The following is a 17,499-nucleotide window of genomic DNA, read 5'->3' as shown; positions in this document are numbered from 1 at the left end:
GCGCGCGCGGCGGCGTCGCCCGCACCACACCTAGGCGGAGCGCGCGCGGCGGCGCCCCGTGATCACGCCTGCCGCGACGCCCCTGGCCGGCGCCCGGACGAGCCGGACAGCCCGTTCGGGCCCAGCGCATACGCGATGCTGCTCTGCAGCGTCCCCATCGTCACGATCGACCCCAGGAAGACGTTCTGCTCCACCAGCGCGCGCGCCACCTCGGGCCGCACCCCCGAGAGCACCGTCTTCGCCCCGAGGAGCTGCAGCGCCTTGGCCGTCTTGATCAGCGCGTCCGCCACCGTGGCGTCGACCTGCGCCACGCCGGTGATGTCCAGGATCACCACCTTGGCCTGCCTCGAATGGAACCCGGTCAGCGCCGTCTCGAGCACCTGCTGCGCGCGGTCCCCGTCCATCGCCCCGACGATCGGCATGACCAGCACGTCGTCCGTGATGGGGATGATCGGCGTCTGCCGGCGCATCATCTCCTGCTGCAAGAGCGCCCGCTCCGCCTCGGACGCGGCGCGCAGCTCGAGCTCCCGCTGCAGCTGCTCGTTCGAGCGCTGCAGCGCCTCGGTGCCCGCGCGGATGCTCGCGATGAGCAGCGCGTTCTCCAGCGCGATGGCCGCCTGCGAGGCGAGGAGCCCGCAGACCTCGACCCTGCCGGGCGTGAACGCCCGCTGCACCACGTTGTTCTCCAGGTACAGGAGCCCCGCCGAGCGCCCCTGGTGCGTCATCGAGAGGCACAGGATCGAGCGCGGCCTCCGCTCCGCGACGTACGCGTCCGCCGCGAAGCGGCTGTCGTGCCGCGCGTCGTTCACCACGACCGGCTCCCGCGTCCTCGCGACGAGCTGGACGACGCTCGTCGGGACCTCCCTGCCGTCGAGCGCCGGGATCGACAGCCCCGTCTCCACCACGTCGGGATCGACGCGCATCGACGCCACGATCGCGAGCTTCCCGTCGCGCTCGAGGATCAGCGCGCCCCGCTGCGCCCCCGCGTTCGCGACCACGCTCCGCATCAGCCGGTCGAGCAGCCGGTCGAGCACGTTCTCGCCCGCGACCGCCTGCATGGCCTTCACGACCGTCGCGACGTCGAACGACTCGGTGCTCCCCCGGCGCGTCACCGTCGTGCCGACCACCCGGGGCGGCTGCGCCTCGCCGAGCGACGCCGGATCGAGCAGCTGCTCGTGCTCCTTCGCGAGGTGCTCCGCCTTCGCGATCGCCCCCCACCTGAGGTACGCCCGGTACGCGTCGACCATGTGCCACCGCGCGATCCGCTCCCGCCCCCGCTGCAGGTAGAACCGCGCGCACAGCTCGTGAGCGAGCGCCTCCTGGTGCGTGAACTGGCTCTGCCGCGCCCCCTCGATCGCCTGATCGTAGAGCTCCGCCGCCTCCGCGTCCTCGCCGAGGACGCGCGCCACCTCCGCCCCGATCAGCCGCTCCTTGTGCGCGTAGTTCTCCGGCGCGTGCCGCGCCCAGCCCGCGATCTTCGCCCGGTGCTCCGCGACGGCCGCGAGGTGCCGCTCCCGCTCCTCCGCCGTCGCCGTCGCGCACAGCGCGATCAGCGCGAGGCTCAGGTAGAAGGGGATGTCGTTCGCGAGGAACAGGCCCATCGCGCTCCCGCTGTGCTTCTCGGCGCGCGCCGCCATCAGGAGCGCGCCCTCGGCGTCGCCGTACAGCACCGCGAGCACGAGCATGTTCACGAAGTACCAGCACCTCGGCAGCTCCTGCGCGGGCGCGAGCCCCGCGAGGAACGCGCCCTCGTCGAACGCGCCGTCGCTCAGGCTCCTCAGCCCGGTCGTCCTGCCCTCCAGGCACGCGATCATCTGCTGCGCGACGACGAGGACCGGCGTGCCGAGCGGATCCTGCGTCCGCTGCAGGAACCGCAAGTACCCGGTCAGCTCCTCGCGGAGCGCGCCGAGCTCGTGGCCCGAGCAGAGCAGGATCGTCACGATGTTCAGGCAGGCGTACGCCCCGAAGCTGAAGTCGCCCGAGCTCAGCCCGGCCTCGTACGCCTTGGCGAGGCACGCGACCGAGGCGCGGACCGGCTCGAAGAGGTGGGACGGCGCGCCGCACACGACGTACGCCTTGCACTGGAGCTCCACCCCCGCGGGCCGCTCGCAGAGCGCCAGCGAGACGCCCTGGAACTGCCGCGCCTCCTCGGGCCGCCCCATCCCGCCCGCGAGCAGCAGGCAGTAGAGGCCGTACGCGCACGCCGCCGCGGGCGAGTTGCCGTACCTCAGCGAGAGGTTGACCTGGGTGGCCGCGATGAGCGCGAGCAGCGCCGGGCTCAGCGTGTACGCCCCCGGGATCATCGCCGCCAGGAGCCGCAGCGCGGCCAGCTGCTCCTCGTCGCCGACCCACGGCGCGTCCGCGAGCTCCTCGATCCGGCGGCCGGCCAGGTGGACCGGCACCTCCGCGAGCGCGGCCCCGAACGCCGCCTGGATCGCCTCGAGCGGCTCCGGCAGCTCGATCCCGAAGAGCGCCACGCCCTCGCGGCCGACCCGCAGCACGTCCTCGAACTCCCCGCGCATCGTGTGCACGAGGATCCGGAGGTTATAGACCTCCGCGCGCTCGAGGCGCGAGCGCGCGTGCACGAGGAGCTCGCGGATCGAGGCCTCCGCCTGCTTCTCGTTGCCGCTCAGCCACTCGGACTCCGCCCGCTCCCGGTGCAGCGCGAAGCAGAGCGCGTAGTCCTCCTCCCACCCCCGCGGCCCGAGCAGCGACAGCCCCGTCCTGAAGTGCTCGGACGCCGCCGCGTGCGCCATGGACGCCTTGGCGCGCTTCCCCACGGTGAGGTTGAGCCGCGCGAGCTCCAGCTGCTCCGCCCGGTCCTCGATCAGCGCCGCGCCGATGTTGCAGTGGCTCGCGACCTTGAACAGATCCTCGTCGCGCGACTCCTCGCTCAGCTGCGCCCGCATGAGGCGGCCGATCCGGAGGTGCACCTCCTGCTTGCGCGCGTCCTCGATCAGGCTGTAGGCCGCCTGCTGCCCCCGGTCGTGCAGGAACCGGTACCGCACCGAGAGCGGCAGCTCCGCCGGCGCGCCGCCCGGCGCGTGCAGAAGCCGGTAATCGGAGTCGAGCGGCAGCACGATCCCCTCGCGCAGCGCCTCCCAGAGATCGGCCGCGACGTCCGCCGACGGCATCTCGCGCACGGTCGCCAGCGTCTTCAGATCGAACTGGTGGCCGATGCACGCGGCGAGCTGGAGCACGAGCTGCGTCGCCGGCGAGAGGCGCTGCATCTTGTCGATGAGCAGATCGTGCACGTTCACGGCGCCCCAGCGCTGCCGGATCGCCTCGAGGTCCCACGTCCACCGCCCGGCGCCCGGGTCGAAGGACACGAGCCCCGCCGCATGGAGCTCCTTGAGCAGCTGGCTCAGGAAGAACGGATTGCCCTTGCTCGTCGCATACAGCACCTCCGCGAGCGCCTGCACCTTCTCCGGGCGCGCGCTCAGCGCGTCCGCGACGAGCCTCTGCACGTCCGCGAGCGAGAGCGGCGGGAGCAGGAGCTCGCGCCGCGGGACGCCCGCAGCCTTGAGCTCGCCGAGCCAGGTCATGAGCGGCTGTCCCGCGATCGCCTCCTGGTCGCGGTAGGCGCCGATGATGAGCAGGTAGGCCCCGCCCGGATCGGTCAGGACGACGTGCAAGAGCTTCAGCGAGGCCGGGTCGGCCCACTGGAGGTCGTCGAGGAAGAGCACCACCGGGTGCTCCGCCGACGTGATGACGCGCAAGAAGTCCTGGAACACCAGGTTGAAGCGGTTCTGCGCCTCGTTCGGCCCGAGCTCGGCCACCGCGGGCTGCGGCCCGATGATGAGCTCGAGCTCCGGGATGAGCTCCACGAGGATCCGCGCGTTCTTCCCCACCGCCGCGAGGAGCTTGTCCTTCCACTGCTCGAGCGACTCGGCCGGCTCGGTCAGGAGCTGTCGGACGCGCTGGCGCAGCGCGCCCGCCACGGGCGCGTGCGGCATGTTCCGGCTCAGCTGATCGAACTTCCCCTCGATGAAGTGCCCGCGCCGCTGCGCGACCTCCTTCTGGAGCTCGTTCACGAGCGCCGATTTCCCGATCCCGGCGCCGCCCGCGATGAGCAGGAGCTCGCACCGGCCCCCGCGCGCCCGCTCGAAGGCCGCGAGCAGCTCGGCCATCTGCGCGTCGCGCCCGTAGAGCTTCTGCGGCAGCCTGAGCTCGCTCGAGACATCGCGCGATCCGAGCTCGAACGGCTCGATGCGGCCGGTCGCATCCAGCGCCGAGAGGCACGCGTCCAGATCGGCCTTGAGGCCGGTCCCGCTCTGGTACCGCTCCTCGGCGACCTTGGACATCAGCTTCTGCACGATGTCGGACACCGCCCTCGGGACCTCCGGCGAGCGCTCGCACAGCGGCGTCGCGACCCGCGCGATGTGGCTGTGCATGAGGTCGACCGGCTCCGCCGCCTGGAAGGGGAGCACCCCGGCGAAGAGCTCGTACAGCGTCACTCCCAGCGAGTAGAGGTCAGTCCGGTAGTCGATGACGCGGTTCATTCGGCCGGTCTGCTCCGGCGACATGTAGGCCAGCGTCCCCTCGAGCAGGTCCGGGCGCTCCGCGGCCAGCGTCTCCTCCGAGAGCCGCGTCGAGCTGCCGAGGTCCGTCAGCTTGACTTGCCACGTCTCCGGGTTGACCAGGATGTTCTGCGGCTTGACGTCCTTGTGGATGACGTGCTTGCCATGCACCGCCGCCAGCGTGCCGGCCAGCGACGCGGCGATACGCAGCTTGACCTTGAGGTCGAGCGCCGCCGAGCGGGCGAGCTTGTCAAGCGGCACCCCCGGGAAGTACTCCATCACGAGCGCCGCCCCGCCCGGGATGCTCTCCAGCCGATGGGCGCGAACGACGCTATCGATGTTGAGGTGACGCGAAATCTCGAGCTCGTGCCGGAGCTGCGCGACATGCCGCTGGCCGGGGCGCTCACCCTTCAGCACCTTGATCGTCACCGGGGTACCGTCGGCGTCGCGCTTCGCGCGGTAGATGACGGTATCCGCGGTCTCATACATCAGCTCAACCAGTGTGAAGGGCAGATCCTCGATCCTGGTCTTGCGCATGGTTTGTCGATGGTTGCATGGGCCGAACGCCCATGGCAAGCGCTTAAGCTCGCTGCGGCGAGGCGGGCGATGTGCGCTGTGGTGCGGTGAACGCGAGTCCGATCGGCGCGATACCGCAGCTCGCGGAGCGTGGGTGGGCCGGAGAACGGTGGGTCTCGGCGCGGGGCGAGTGAGCGCCTCGGAAGGCGCGTTGCCGGCCGGCCGGCGCGCGCGCGGCTACGCGATCCGCGCCCGGCGGCCGACGCCCTTCACCGCGCGGTAGTCGGTGAGCAGCGATCCGAGGATGGTGGCCGCGCCCGTGGCGGCGTGGATGAGCGCGGCGAGCGGCGAGCGCTTCGCGTAGCCGAGCACGAACGGCGCCGCGATCGCGGACGCGCCCCACGCGTGGTCGATGGCCTCGTGCACCTCGATCGGAATCAGCTTCGCCAGGCTCAGGCGATAGTCGGTGAGCAGGGAGACGGACACGACCGACGCGCCGAGGATCGCGCCGGCGATCCGCGCCGACGGCTTGCGCGCGGACAGGCCGGCGAGGGCGACGATGAGGCCATTCGAGTAATCGATGACGGAGTGGACGTCCTGGGGGACGACGCGCGCGAGGGGCAGGACGCCGAGGAGCGGCCTCGAGGGAATCGTCGCCTTCTGCCGCGTCTCCCGCGCGATCAGGCCGGGTCGTTCGAGCTCTGCGGCGGGCCGGTCGTCCGGCGGCAGGCGGGTCGCCGGCAGGTCGTCCGCGCCCAGAGAGACGTTGGATTGTGCCATGGATACCTCCCGTGACGCGGGAGAGGCAATCCGCAGACCGGAGCACAGGCGCACACACCACGTCAGCAGACGAGCCGGCTCTCCCGGGATCAGCGGTGCTAGGCTGCGCGCCCATGGGAGTCCGGATCATTCCTCTCGGCGGCCTCGGCGAGGTCGGGATGAACGCGATGCTGATCGAGGAGGATGGCCGCCGCGTGCTCGTCGACTGCGGCGTCATGTTCCCCAACGACCAGGTGCTCGGCGTCGAGGTGGCGATCCCCGACCTCAGCTACGTGCGCGAGGCGGGCGGGGTCGACGCGGTGATCGTGACGCACGGCCACGAGGATCACATCGGCGGGCTGCCGTCGCTGCTGCGCGAGTTCCCGGTCCCCGTGTACGGGACGCGCTTCACCCTCCGGCTCGTGCGCGAGCGCCTCCTCGAGCACGGCATCGACGTGCCGCTCCGCGAGGTCGAGCCCCAGCAGCACTTCACGGCGGGCCCGTTCCGCGCCGAGCCCCTGCGCGTGACCCACTCCATCCCCGATGCGGTCGGCTACGCGATCGAGACGGGCGAGGGCATCCTCATCCACACCGGCGATTACAAGATCGATCTCACCCCCGTGGGCGGCGAGCGGCTCGATCTCGGCCGCTTCGCCGAGTACGGCCGCGCCGGCGTGGCGGCCCTCCTGTCCGACTCCACCAACTCCGAGCGCGACGGCTGGTCGGTGAGCGAGACCGCGGTGGCCGAGGGGTTCCTCCGGCCGTTTCGCGAGGCCAAGGGCCGCATCCTCGTCGCGCTGTTCGCCTCCAACGTCCACCGGGTCCAGAGCGTCCTCGACCTCGCCGCCCAGCTCGGCCGCAAGGTCGTGCTCGCCGGGCGCAGCCTCGCGACAAACACGCGGATCGCCCAGGAGATCGGCATCCTGACCATCCCCCCCGGCGTGCTCGTCGACGACGCCACCGCGGCCACGCTCCCGCCCGCGCGCCTCATCGTGCTCGCCTCGGGCGCGCAGGGCGAGCCGAACAGCGCGCTCGCGCGCATGGCCGTCGGCGATCACCACCGGCTGCGGGTCGACCCGGGCGACACGGTGATCTTCTCGTCCCGCGCCATCCCCGGCAACGAGATCGCCGTCAGCCAGCTCGCCAACCGCCTGGCGAGGCGCGGCGCCGTGGTGCTCGATCGCGGCCTCGACCCGATCCATGCGAGCGGCCACGCCCAGGCGGAGGAGCAGAAGGTGCTCCTCGACGCGGTCCGGCCGGAGCACTTCGTCCCGATCCACGGCGAGTACCGGATGCTGCTCGCCCACGCGCGCACGGCGCTCCGGATGGGCGTGCCGGCGTCGGGGGTCTTCGTGGTCGAGGACGGCGAGTCGCTGGTCGTCGAGGACGGCCGGATGCGGCTCGGGGACGCGGTGAAGACCGGGCGCGTGTGGCTCGACGCGCGCGGCGGGCTCGACGTCTCCGAGATCGTGCTGCGCGAGCGCGAGCAGATCTCGGATCAGGGCCTCGTGATGGTGCTGGTCGTGGCCGACCGCAAGACGGGCGAGGTCCTGCGCGGCCCCGAGCTCCTGGGGCGCGGGGTGGCGCATTTCGAGGAAGGCGGCCCGCTGTTCGTGGCCGCGCTCGAGAGCGCGCGCGACGCGCTCGCGGCGCTGTCGCCGGCGGCGCGCACGCTGGCGCCGGCGCTGGAGGACGCGCTCAGCCGCGGCGTGCGGCGGGTGTTCCGGCGCGAGGCGTCGCGCCGCCCCGCCGTGCTCCCCCTGGCCGTGCTCCTGTGAGGCGCCGCGGGCGCGCGGCCGGGGCGCGGCGGCGTCCGGCGGCGGACCGGGGGCCTCAGGCGCCGCGTTGCGCGCTGAGGCGCGCCCATCCCCCATCTCCTCACGCTGGGCCCTTTCCTGAGCGCAACGAGTGATTACGGTGCAGGGACCGGCGGAGCCCCTTTGCTCTGCCGTGGCACGGCCGGCGTCGGCTCGTGGTTCCTCCTGGGGATTGCCCTCCAGGGCTTCGCGCTCCGGCGCGCGGCCGGGTGGACCACCGCGGCACGGCCCCATGGTGGAGCGATCGAGATGAAGGAGAAGCCCATGAGCTCGCTCCTGGCGGGCGAGACCGGAACGACAATGAGGGAAGAGAGGGACGCTCGCGACGAGGTGCAGCTCGACGCCGGGCTCGGCGCGGCCTCGCCGTCTCCGTGGGACGCGCCTTCCGGCGCGCGAGCCGCGCCGCCGGGCGAGGACGTGACCGAGATCTACCTGCAGGAGATCTCGCGCAACGCGCCGCTCAGCCGGGATCTCGAGGTGGAGCTCGGCCGGCGGATCGAGTCGGCGGAGCGCGCGGGGATCGAGGCCTGGGCGGCGTCGCCCGTCGCGCTGCGCGAGCTCGCGGCGCTCGCGGACGACCTCCGGGCGGGGCGGATCACCGCGGGCGAGCTGCTGCTGAACGCGGACGCGGACGAGGAGCTGCGCGACGCGGCGTCGGCGCGGCTCGCGCGGCTGCTCGGGCGCGCGCGGTCCGTGGCCGAGGCCGGCGAGGCCGCGTCGCGCAGGGCCCGGGCCGAGCTCTCGGCCGGGCTCACCGACGCGCGCCTGGCCCCCGCGGTGGAGGAGCGGATCGCGCGCGCGCTGCGCGAGGCCGCGGCCGCGGCCGACGGGCCCGCGCGGGCGGCCATCGAGGAGACGCTCTCGGCGATGCGCGACGCCCGCCGCGCGGCGGCGGGAGCGCGGGCCGAGATCGTCCGCGCGAACCTGCGCCTGGTGGCGTCGGCCGCCCGGCAGCTGAGGCACCGCGGCGTGCCGCTGCTCGACCTGATCCAGGAGGGCAACCTCGGGCTGATGCGCGCGGCGGAGAAGTTCGACTACCGGCGCGGGTACCGGTTCAGCACGTACGCCACCTGGTGGATCAAGCAGGCGCTCTCGCGCGCGCTGCTCTACCAGGGCCAGGTCATCAAGGTGCCGGTCCACTTCGCCGAGACCCGGCGCCGGGCGCTGCAAGCGCGCAAGGAGCTCGAGCAGGAGCACGCGCGCGAGGCGGCGCCGGAGGAGGTGGCCGAGCGGAGCGGGCTGCCGATGGAGAAGATCCAGACGCTGCGGGAGATGGCGCTGCCGCTCGTGTACCTGGACGCGCCGGCCGGGGACGACGACGGCGCGCGCGCGGGCGACTTCTTCGCGAGCGAGGACGCGGCGCCGGACGAGCTCCTGGTCCACCGGCGGCTGCACACGCAGGTGCGCTCGCTGCTCCAGTCGCTGACCCCGCGCGAGCGCGAGGTGCTGCGGCTCCGGTTCGGCCTCGACGGCGAGCAGACGCACACGCTCGCCGAGATCGGGGGCATGTTCTCGGTGAGCCGGGAGCGGGTGCGGCAGATCGAGGAGAACGCCCTGAGCAAGCTGCGGACGCTGTCGCGCCGGCAGGCGCTCGACACCCCGCTCGGGGGTTAGGGCCGGCAGCGCAACACGGCCCGATTCACCGCCTCTCCGCGCGCTCCCGATCCAGCCCTCGGTGCGCCTCGCGCGCACCACGTAGCCGCCGTGCGGACACATCCTCAGCAGCAACCCCACAATCAGGAGATTCGCACCGCACATCCCATGTGCCTCGCCTCACTTGTTTTCCAGAGCTGGTGGGCACGCACACCCCCGCGCCATGCCGGAACAGGTGGCCCGGCGCGTCGCCTCGAGGATCGGCCTGGGTCGTTCATACGAGTCGCGACATCGTCGATGTGAGTCGCTAGCACCGTTCCGGGGCATCACCGATGTCGCGGATCAGCGACGTCGTATCGAACGCTTGGCGCGGACGAACCGAGGAGAACGGCCATGAATCATCAGAAGGATCTCTGGAAGCTCGCGTGCGCAGCGTTCGCCATGCTGTCGATGGCGTCGATCGCAGGCTGCGATCAGGGCGTTGGGGAGGAGGTCAGCAGCAAAGGCACCGGCAAAGGGGCTACGACCGAGGTCGTCAAGCTCGCGTTCGTGACGAACGGGTCCAGCGACTTCTGGAAGATCGCGTTCGCCGGCGTCCACAAATACGAGCGAGAGGCCAAAATCCAAGTGGACATCAAGTGCCGCAGAACAGCACGCCCACGGAGCAGAACCAGATCCTCGAGAGCCTCGCCAGCCAGGGCTACGACGCCGTCGGCGTGAGCGTCCTGGCGCCGGACGATCAGGTGACCGTGCTCAACAAGGTCGCGGAGAAGGTCGAGCTGATCACGTTCGACTCCGACGCCCCGAAGTCGAACCGGCTGCTCTACATCGGCACGAACAACTACGAGGCCGACAAGGTGCTCGGCAACGAGATCGTGAAGCTCTTGCCGAACGGCGGGAAGATGGCCGCCTTCGTCGGCATGTTCGCGGTCGACAACGCGGCCCAGCGCCCTAAGGGCATTCAGGACGTGGTCACTCAGCGCGGCATCCAGCTCATCGACAAGCGCGAGGACAACACCGATCTCGCCAAGGCGCGCGCGAACGTGGAGGACATCATCAACGCCCACCCGGACCTCAACGTCGCGATCGGCCTCTGGTCGTACAATGGGCCGGCCATCGCCGCCGCCGTCGATGCGCTCGGGAAGAGGGGCAAGGTCCTCCCGGCCGTGTTCGATGAGGAGGACGCGGCGCTCGCCGGCATCGAGAACGGCACCGTCGCCTGCACCGTCGTGCAGAAGCCGTTCCAGTTCGGATACCTGGGGAGCAAGTGGCTCCACGACCTCGCGACCAAGGGCGACGCGGCCATCGCCGCCATCCCCCCGAGCAAGGTGATCGACACCGGCGTCGACGTGATCAACAAGGAGAACGTCGCGCAGTTCAAGGCCACGCTCGCCGAGATGAAGAAGTAGCCCGTCCCCCGGCGGCCTGGGCTCGACGGTCCGACTCCTGGCCGCCCCGGCTCAGCTCGGCTCAGAATGGCAGGAGGCGCGTGAGCGGCGATAGACGATCTGGCCGCCGGTCTTCGACAGCGCGTAAGCGAACCCGAGCTCCAGGGTCGAGAGGGTGATGAGGCTCCCGAGGTCCACGCCCTGCTCCACCATCAGCCGCGCCGCCGCCGGCGTGATGCCGACGAGCACGACCTCGGCGCCGAGCAGCCGCGCCGCCCGCGCCGCCCGCGCCGCCCGCAGGAGGTGCTCCACCGACGCGGCGTCGACGACCGCCATCCAGCACCCGCCCGATCATCGACCTCGCGTCGAGGGGGGCTCGCTCCTCGCGGTACCCCTCGTTCCCCGCGTCCACGGTGACGAGGAGGAGCTCCTTCTCGCGGCTCTCGTAGGGGAGCTGCTCCCTTCGCTTCGCCGCCTTGCGGTTCGCGTCCAGGGCCAGGTAGTCGGAGAGGGGGAGCGACCAGGGCGTGCGCTCGATGGTCACGACGCCGATGCCGGTGTCGATGAAGCGCAGCGCGGCCCCTCCCCCGGAGCCGGCGCGCGTGGGCAGCCCGGCCAGGGCCGCCTCGACGCCCCTCGATGACATGTCGTGGAGCACCTGCACCGCGCGGTGGCCCATCTCGTGCTCGCGTAGATGCGGAGCTTGCGGGCCGCGGCGTCGCCGCGCGCGCCCCCGGAGGGGCCGTCGCTCAGCAGGACGAGGTGCACGGAGCGCCATTGCGGCTTGAGCTGCACGCTCTTGATGCCTTTCGAGATCATCTCGACGAGCTCATGCGTGCTGGTCTCAAGGGGTGACCGAGCCGCCTCGGGCGCCGCTCGCCTCCTCCGCACGGCGTCCTCGGCAGGATCGCGCTCTCCCTCCGTCGAGGGAAAAACTCGGGTTAGGGGGACAGGGACCCAGAAAGGAGAGCGCCGATGCAGTGAAACGATTGGCACGCTCGGGGCGCGAGCCGCGCGTCGGCGCGGGCTGGATGCGGCGCGAGGCGCGGGCTCAGCGCGGCGAGTCGCCGCGGCGGTACTCCGCAGTCGCCTCGTCGAGCCGGGCCTTCAGCTGCGGATCGAGCGCGAGCTCGGCCGCGGCGAGCGTGGCGTCCAGCTGATCGGGCCGGCTGGCGCCGATGATGGCCGAGGTGATCGCCGGGTTGGCGAGCACCCACGCGACGGCGACGGTCGTGAGGGACTGGCCTGCTTCGGCGACGATGCGCTGCAGCTCCTCGACGGTCGCGAACGCGCGCTCGTTCCAGTAGCGCTGCTGGTAATTGCCCGCCGCCGTGCCCAGCGTGAAGCGCGTGCCCGGCGTGGGCTCGCCGCGGCGGTGCTTGCCCGTGAGGAGCCCGCCGGCGAGCGGGTTGTAGGGGATCACGCCGAGGCCCTCCTCCTGCGCGAGCGGGAGCAGCTCGCGCTCGATCTCGCGGAACAAGAGCGCATAGCGCGGCTGCACGGACACGAACCGCGTGAGCCCGCGCACGTCGGCGCGGCCGAGCGCGCGCGCCAGGCGATAGGCCAGGTAGTTGGATACGCCGATGTACCGCGCCTTGCCGGAGCGCACCACCGTGTCGAGCGCCTCCAGCGTCTCGTCGATCGGCGTGTCGCGATCGTCGGAGTGGAGCTGATAGAGATCCACGTAATCGGTGCCGAGGCGGCGCAGCGAGGCGTCGATGGCGTCCAGGATGTGCTTGCGCGAGGCGCCCTGATCCCATTCGTTCGGGCCGACGCGGCCGACGCACTTGGTGGCGAGGATGAAGCGGTCGCGCTTGCCCTTGAGCCAGCGGCCGACGATCTCCTCGGTGCGCCCGGCGGTCGGCAGGCCGCCGCCCAGCGGGTACACATCGGCCGTATCGAGGAAGTTGACGCCGGCGGAGGCGGCCTTGTCGAGGATGGCGCGGGAGGTCTCCTCGTCCGTCTGGAAACCGAACGTCATCGTGCCCAGGCACAGGCGAGAAACGGTGAGGCCGGTACGGCCGAGGCGGGTGGTCGGGATGCTCATGGTCTTTCGTGGGTTCTTCGGGGGTTGGCCCGTACAGTTTTGGACAGGGCGGCTCGGTGCGTCAATCGGGCACGCCGAGCGGGGTGAAGCGGTGTGAAGGTGAGAGAGATCGACCGCAGAGGCACGGAGAGCACGGAGGGAGAGACGGAGAGGGAGAGAAAGATCCCCGTGCTCTCCGTGACGCTGTGGTCGATCCGTCGGTGGCCCGCGCCGCTCGGCGCGCGAGCCGAGCGGGCAGATCAGTAATAGATCGGCCCGACGCTGCCGCCGCCGGCGACGACGGCGTCGCCGTTGATCGCGACGCTCCTCGGCGAGGCGAGGAACGCGACGACCCACGCGACCTCGCGGGCGTCGACGATGCGGCCGATGCTCACCGAGGCGGCGAGGTCCTTCTCGGGCTCGGGCCGGACGCGCTCGGTGCGCGTCGCGCCGGGGTGCACGACCGTGACGTTGATCCCCTTCGGGCCCAGCTCGTCCGCGAGGTTCTTCGTGATCGCCGCCACGCCGACGTTGCGCAGGGTGGCGACCGGACGGCCGGTCTTGCGCACGGCCAGCCCGCCGATGTTGATGATGCGGCCCCAGCCGTTCGCGATGAGGTGCGGCGCGACGGCGCGCGCGGTCCGCAGGTAGCCCACGACCTTGATGTTGATGTCCTCGATCACCTGCGCATCGACGATCTGATCGAGGCGCGTGGCGGGCGAGATCCCGCCCGGCAAGGCGGCGTTGTTGACCAGGATGTCCACGCCGCCCAGCGCGGCGACGGCGCGCTCGACGAGCGTGTTGACCGAGGTCTCGTCGCCTGTATCGACCACCAGCGGGACGACGCGGCGGCCGGCCTCCGCCGAGAGCTCGGCGGCGGTCGCCTCCAGCTTGTCCTTGCCGCGCGCGGCGATCACGACGTCGGCGCCCTCGCGCGCGAGCTCGCGCGCGATGGCCTTGCCGATGCCGCGGCTGCCGCCGGTGACGATGGCCCGCTTGCCGGTGAGTTCGAGATCCACGATCAGCTCCCTTTCCTTCGCAGACACGACGCCTGCGGCCTCGTACGTGGCGGGAGCCGCGCAGGGGCACGTCTCGTTCCATGCTCGTCTCGCCACGTTCGATCCGGGGAGCGAGCGCGCGCCTCGCCCGGTCCTGGTTCCGGCGCGCCTTCGGGCGGCGCCCGCGACGCCAGCGGGCCCGGCGCCCGCCTGCTTCGCAGGCAGCAGGCTGCTTCCGCCGTGCTGCGGGCGGAGCAGCCCGCGCGCCGCGCGGCTGGATCAGCCGGGGGTGGCCTTCCGGAGGAGCTTCCTCGCGACCGCGCGGGTCATGGACAGGAGGCCGGAGGAGAGGTGCAGCCCGCGGGTCCGGAAGTCGGGCGAGATCCGCAGCTTCCCGCCGACGATGGCCCGGCTCCGAGGCAAGCCGAGGCGCGCGGTCTTCCAGAACTGGAATCCGACGATCGCGCGCGTGTCGGCGCGGCGGAAGACATGGACGACATCGTTGGTCCTGGCGTGGACGCAGAAGTGCTCGAAGCGCTCGGCCATGAGCGCGTTCGAGAGGGCGTGGAGCTCGCGCAGGCGCTGGTCGTCGAAGTCGCGCCGCTCGATGGTCTCGACGCGGACGACGGGGCGCCGCGGGGAGAGCTGGAGAAGGAGGTTCAGCATGATGGCGCCGGCCCGCGGAGGTCGTCTACGCCCCGTACATGGCGAGCAGCGCCCGCCTGGCCTCGTCCGCGGCGGCGTTCACGGGGCCGATCAGCGCCGCGTCCATGCCGAACGTCGTGCGCAGCGGCCTCTGGCCGTGCGGCATCTCGAGGAGCTTCAGCAGCACGTCCGCGAGCTCCGCCGGGTCGGGTCCCTTCAGCGTCTTGACCATCTCGAGCGTGGCGCGCGTCACGCCGTCGAGCGCCCCGTACTCGGCGGAGCGCGCCTCGTCGTCGTTCGGCCAGGTGTTGTGGAAGAGCTTCGTGTGGACCAGCCCCGGCTCCAGGATCACGACGTCGATCCCGAACGACTCGAGGTCGATCTTGTAGCCCTCGGCCATCATCTCCATCGCGGCCTTGGCCGCGCAGTAGTGCGCCGTCTTCGACATGAGGATGCGCCCTCCCACGCTGGACGTGAAGGCGAGCACCCCCGTCTTGCGCCGGCGCATGTGCGGCAACACGGCGCGACAGACGCGCTGCGCCCCGAAGACGTGCGTCTCGAAGAGCCGCCGCAGCTGATCGACGCTGCTGCACTCGGTCAGCCCGATCAGGCCGTTGCCCGCGTTGTTCAGGACCACATCGATCTGCCCCGTCTTCTCGACCACCGTCGCGACCGCGGCGGCGACGGAGGCGTCGTCCGTGACGTCGAGCGCGACCGCCTCGATCGGGGTGCCGGCGGCCGCCAAGGCGGCCACCTCGTCGCGCGCCGCCCGGTTCTTGCCCTCGGGATCGCGCATGCCCGCGAAGGCCACATAGCCGTTCCGCGCGAGCGCCTCCGCCACGCTCCGGCCGATCCCCGTGCTCGCGCCCGTCACCAGCGCCACCCGCTTCGCCGTCATCGTCCCTCGCTTCCTCGAGCGCCGGGGCCTCCCCGGCGCTGGCCGCGCGAGCGATGCTAACACGCGGCCTTTTGGATCGAGGTCGGCGCGCAGCTATGCAACGGCGAAGCCGGCGCTCAGCAGGTCCTGCGGCCGGGACGAGGCTCCGATGTGGACGCGGAACTCCCCCGGCTCGACCACGCGGCGCCCCTCCGCGTCGATGATCGACAGCGCCGAGGCGGGGAGCTCGAACCGCACCGTGCGCGCCTCGCCCGCGGCCAGGCTCAGGCGGCGAAACGCCTTGAGCTCCTTCACCGCCCACGTGGACGACGTCACCAGATCCTCGACGTACAGCTGGGCGATCTCGACCCCCTCGCGCTCTCCAGCGTTGGTGATCGTCACCTCGAACGAGGCCACGCCGTCTCGCCCCACGCTGGGCGTCAGGACCTTCAGGTCGGCATAGGCGAAGCGCGTGTAGCTCAGGCCGAAACCGAAGGCGAACGCCGGCTCCTGCGTGAGGTCGGCGTAACGGCTGCCGTGCTGACCGCGGGCCTGGTTGTAGAACACCGGCTGCTGGCCCACGTGGTAGGGAAACGAGATCGTCAGCTTGCCCGAGGGGTTGATCCGCCCGAAGAGCGCCTCGGCCACGGCTCGCCCGCCCATCATCCCCGGATTGAACGCCTCGACGATGGCCGACGCGCCGAGCACCGAGCGCGGCAGGACGAGCGGCTTGCTGTTGACGAGGACCACGACCGTGGGGACGCCCGTCCTGGCGATCGCGTCCGCCAGGGCCCTTTGCCCGCCCATGAGCTCCAGGGTCGCCGTGCTCCTCGTCTCGCCGATGAACTCGATCCGATCCCCGACGACCAGGACCACCGCGTCGGCGCCCCGGGCGAGCTCCACCGCCGCGGGGATGCCCGACTCGTCCTCGCCGACCACCGAACAGCCTGCCGCGTGCACTACCTCGCACCCCGGCGGCACGAGCTCCCGGATCCCGTCCACGATCGTGACGATGCTCGAGCGGGGGTGCTCGGGGCCGTTGCCGCCGCTCATCTGGCCCGACCCGAGCGACCAGTCGCCCAGCTGGGCGATCGGGTCGTCCGCGTTAGGGCCGATCACGGCGATCCGCCGGAGGGGCCTCGGCCCCGCGCCGTCCGCGAGCGGCAGGAAGCCGTCGTTCTTCAGCAAGACCAGCGAGGCCCGCGCCACCTCCAGGTTGAGCGCCCGGTGGGCCTCGCACCCGATGACCTCCTTGATCCGCCGCTCGCTGCTGTACCCGGGGTCCTCGAAGAGCCCGAGGGAGAACTTGAGCGAGAGCACGCGCCGCACCACCGCGTCGATCTCGGCTTCGGCCAGGAGCCCGCGGCGCACCGCCTCCTGCGCCCCCTCGTAGAACTGCGGGGTCATCATCATCAGGTCGTTGCCGCTCCGGATCGCCACCGTGGCCGCCTCGGCCATGTCCTTGCAGACCTTCTGGTCGAGCACGAGGTTGCCCACGTTGTTCCAGTCGGTCACGACGATCCCCTCGAAGCCCCACTCCTCCTTGAGGACCTCGGTCAGCAGCCAGCGGTTGGCGGTCGCCGGTATCCCGTCCATCGACTGATATCCGGTCATGAACGCCATGCAGCCGCTCTGCGCGGCCCTCTCGAAGGGCGGCAAGAAATACGAGCGCAGGTAGCGCTGCGAGATGTTCGCCTCCGAGGCGTCGCGGCCGCCCAGCGTCTCCGAGTAGCCCGCGTAGTGCTTGGCCGTGGCCAGCACCGCGTCCGGATCGTCGAGGCCCTTGCCCTGATAGCCCTTGACCATCGCGCACGCGAGCTCCCCGATGAGGTAGGGGTCCTCGCCGAACGTCTCCCCCACCCTGCCCCAGCGGAGATCGCGCGTGAGGCACAGGACCGGAGAGAACGTCCACTTGAGCCCCGTGGCCCGCATCTCGGCGGCGGTGACCCGGGCGACCTTCTCCAGGAGCCCCGTGTCCCAGCTGCACGCCATGCCGAGCTGCGTCGGGAAGATCGTGGCGCCCGCCCAGAAGGAATGACCGTGAATCCCGTCGTCGGCCATCAGCACCGGAATGCCGAGCCGGGTGCTCAGCGCGCGCTCGATCGCCGCGTCCGCGTCCTTCCCGTTGCAGTGCAGGAGGCTGCCGACCTTCATGCGCCCGATCGCGTCCTCCAGGTCCCCCTGCGCGTCCAGCTGCATGAGCTGGCCAACCTTCTCATCCAGGGTCATCCGGCTCAGGAGATCTTCCACCCGCTTGCCCACGGGCTGCTTGGCGTCCTTGTAAAGGGGAGCGTCGATCATGAGTCCTCCTGAGCGACTCCTCGAGCCGCCGTTCTGCGAAGCGCAGCGCGCGCTCCTTC

The 17,499-nt window shown here is 71.6% G+C and carries 12 protein-coding genes; 4 read left to right on the top strand and 8 right to left on the bottom strand.

What is annotated here, in order from left to right:
* Positions 1-62 precede the first annotated feature (62 nt).
* Positions 63-5,057 carry an AAA family ATPase gene (locus NQZ70_RS16140; RefSeq protein ID WP_129574999.1) on the bottom strand — a complete coding sequence of 1,665 codons (4,995 nt, stop codon included), beginning with the start codon at positions 5,055-5,057 and terminating at the stop codon, positions 63-65.
* Between the two features lie 216 nt (positions 5,058-5,273).
* Complete coding sequence (locus NQZ70_RS16135) at positions 5,274-5,816, bottom strand: hypothetical protein (RefSeq protein WP_129574998.1); 543 nt, start codon at positions 5,814-5,816, stop codon at positions 5,274-5,276.
* Positions 5,817-5,929: 113 nt separating this feature from the next.
* On the opposite strand from NQZ70_RS16135, the gene NQZ70_RS16130 reads away from it, so the two are divergent.
* The 4 genes from NQZ70_RS16130 to NQZ70_RS16115 all read left to right on the top strand — a co-directional run bounded on the left by NQZ70_RS16130 (position 5,930) and on the right by NQZ70_RS16115 (position 10,614).
* Positions 5,930-7,573, top strand: a complete 1,644-nt coding sequence (locus NQZ70_RS16130; protein WP_129574997.1) for a ribonuclease J — start codon at positions 5,930-5,932, stop codon at positions 7,571-7,573.
* Positions 7,574-7,876: 303 nt separating this feature from the next.
* Positions 7,877-9,226, top strand: a complete 1,350-nt coding sequence (locus NQZ70_RS16125; RefSeq protein ID WP_165373987.1) for an RNA polymerase sigma factor RpoD/SigA — start codon at positions 7,877-7,879, stop codon at positions 9,224-9,226.
* Between the two features lie 372 nt (positions 9,227-9,598).
* A complete protein-coding gene (locus NQZ70_RS16120; protein WP_165373986.1) occupies positions 9,599-9,925 on the top strand; it encodes a hypothetical protein in 327 nt (108 codons plus the stop codon).
* A complete protein-coding gene (locus tag NQZ70_RS16115; protein ID WP_165373985.1) occupies positions 9,844-10,614 on the top strand; it encodes a substrate-binding domain-containing protein in 771 nt (256 codons plus the stop codon). The genes NQZ70_RS16120 and NQZ70_RS16115 overlap by 82 nt, the downstream gene beginning before the upstream one ends.
* 51 nt (positions 10,615-10,665) lie before the next feature.
* Here the strand turns inward: NQZ70_RS16115 and NQZ70_RS16110 are convergent, their stop codons facing one another.
* From NQZ70_RS16110 to NQZ70_RS16085, 6 genes are all read right to left on the bottom strand, one after another.
* On the bottom strand, positions 10,666-10,929 hold the full coding sequence (locus NQZ70_RS16110; protein WP_129574994.1) for a hypothetical protein: 264 nt from the start codon (positions 10,927-10,929) through the stop codon (positions 10,666-10,668).
* Between the two features lie 715 nt (positions 10,930-11,644).
* Positions 11,645-12,640 carry an aldo/keto reductase gene (locus tag NQZ70_RS16105; protein WP_129574993.1) on the bottom strand — a complete coding sequence of 332 codons (996 nt, stop codon included), beginning with the start codon at positions 12,638-12,640 and terminating at the stop codon, positions 11,645-11,647.
* Between the two features lie 239 nt (positions 12,641-12,879).
* On the bottom strand, positions 12,880-13,638 hold the full coding sequence (locus NQZ70_RS16100; RefSeq protein WP_129574992.1) for an SDR family NAD(P)-dependent oxidoreductase: 759 nt from the start codon (positions 13,636-13,638) through the stop codon (positions 12,880-12,882).
* Between the two features lie 258 nt (positions 13,639-13,896).
* The gene (locus NQZ70_RS16095) at positions 13,897-14,283 is read right to left on the bottom strand and encodes a hypothetical protein (protein ID WP_237245344.1); all 387 of its coding nucleotides are present in this window, start codon (positions 14,281-14,283) and stop codon (positions 13,897-13,899) included.
* 25 nt (positions 14,284-14,308) lie between these two features.
* Positions 14,309-15,160, bottom strand: a complete 852-nt coding sequence (locus NQZ70_RS16090) for an SDR family NAD(P)-dependent oxidoreductase (RefSeq protein ID WP_129574991.1) — start codon at positions 15,158-15,160, stop codon at positions 14,309-14,311.
* A 93-nt stretch (positions 15,161-15,253) separates the two neighbouring features.
* The gene (locus NQZ70_RS16085) at positions 15,254-17,440 is read right to left on the bottom strand and encodes a glycoside hydrolase family 3 N-terminal domain-containing protein (protein WP_129574990.1); all 2,187 of its coding nucleotides are present in this window, start codon (positions 17,438-17,440) and stop codon (positions 15,254-15,256) included.
* Positions 17,441-17,499: the final 59 nt, after the last annotated feature.

Source organism: Sorangium sp. So ce836, assembly GCF_028553905.1.
Taxonomy (GTDB): Bacteria; Myxococcota_A; Polyangia; order Polyangiales; family Polyangiaceae; genus Sorangium; species Sorangium cellulosum_D.
This window is presented reverse-complemented; position numbering and strand designations above follow the sequence as displayed.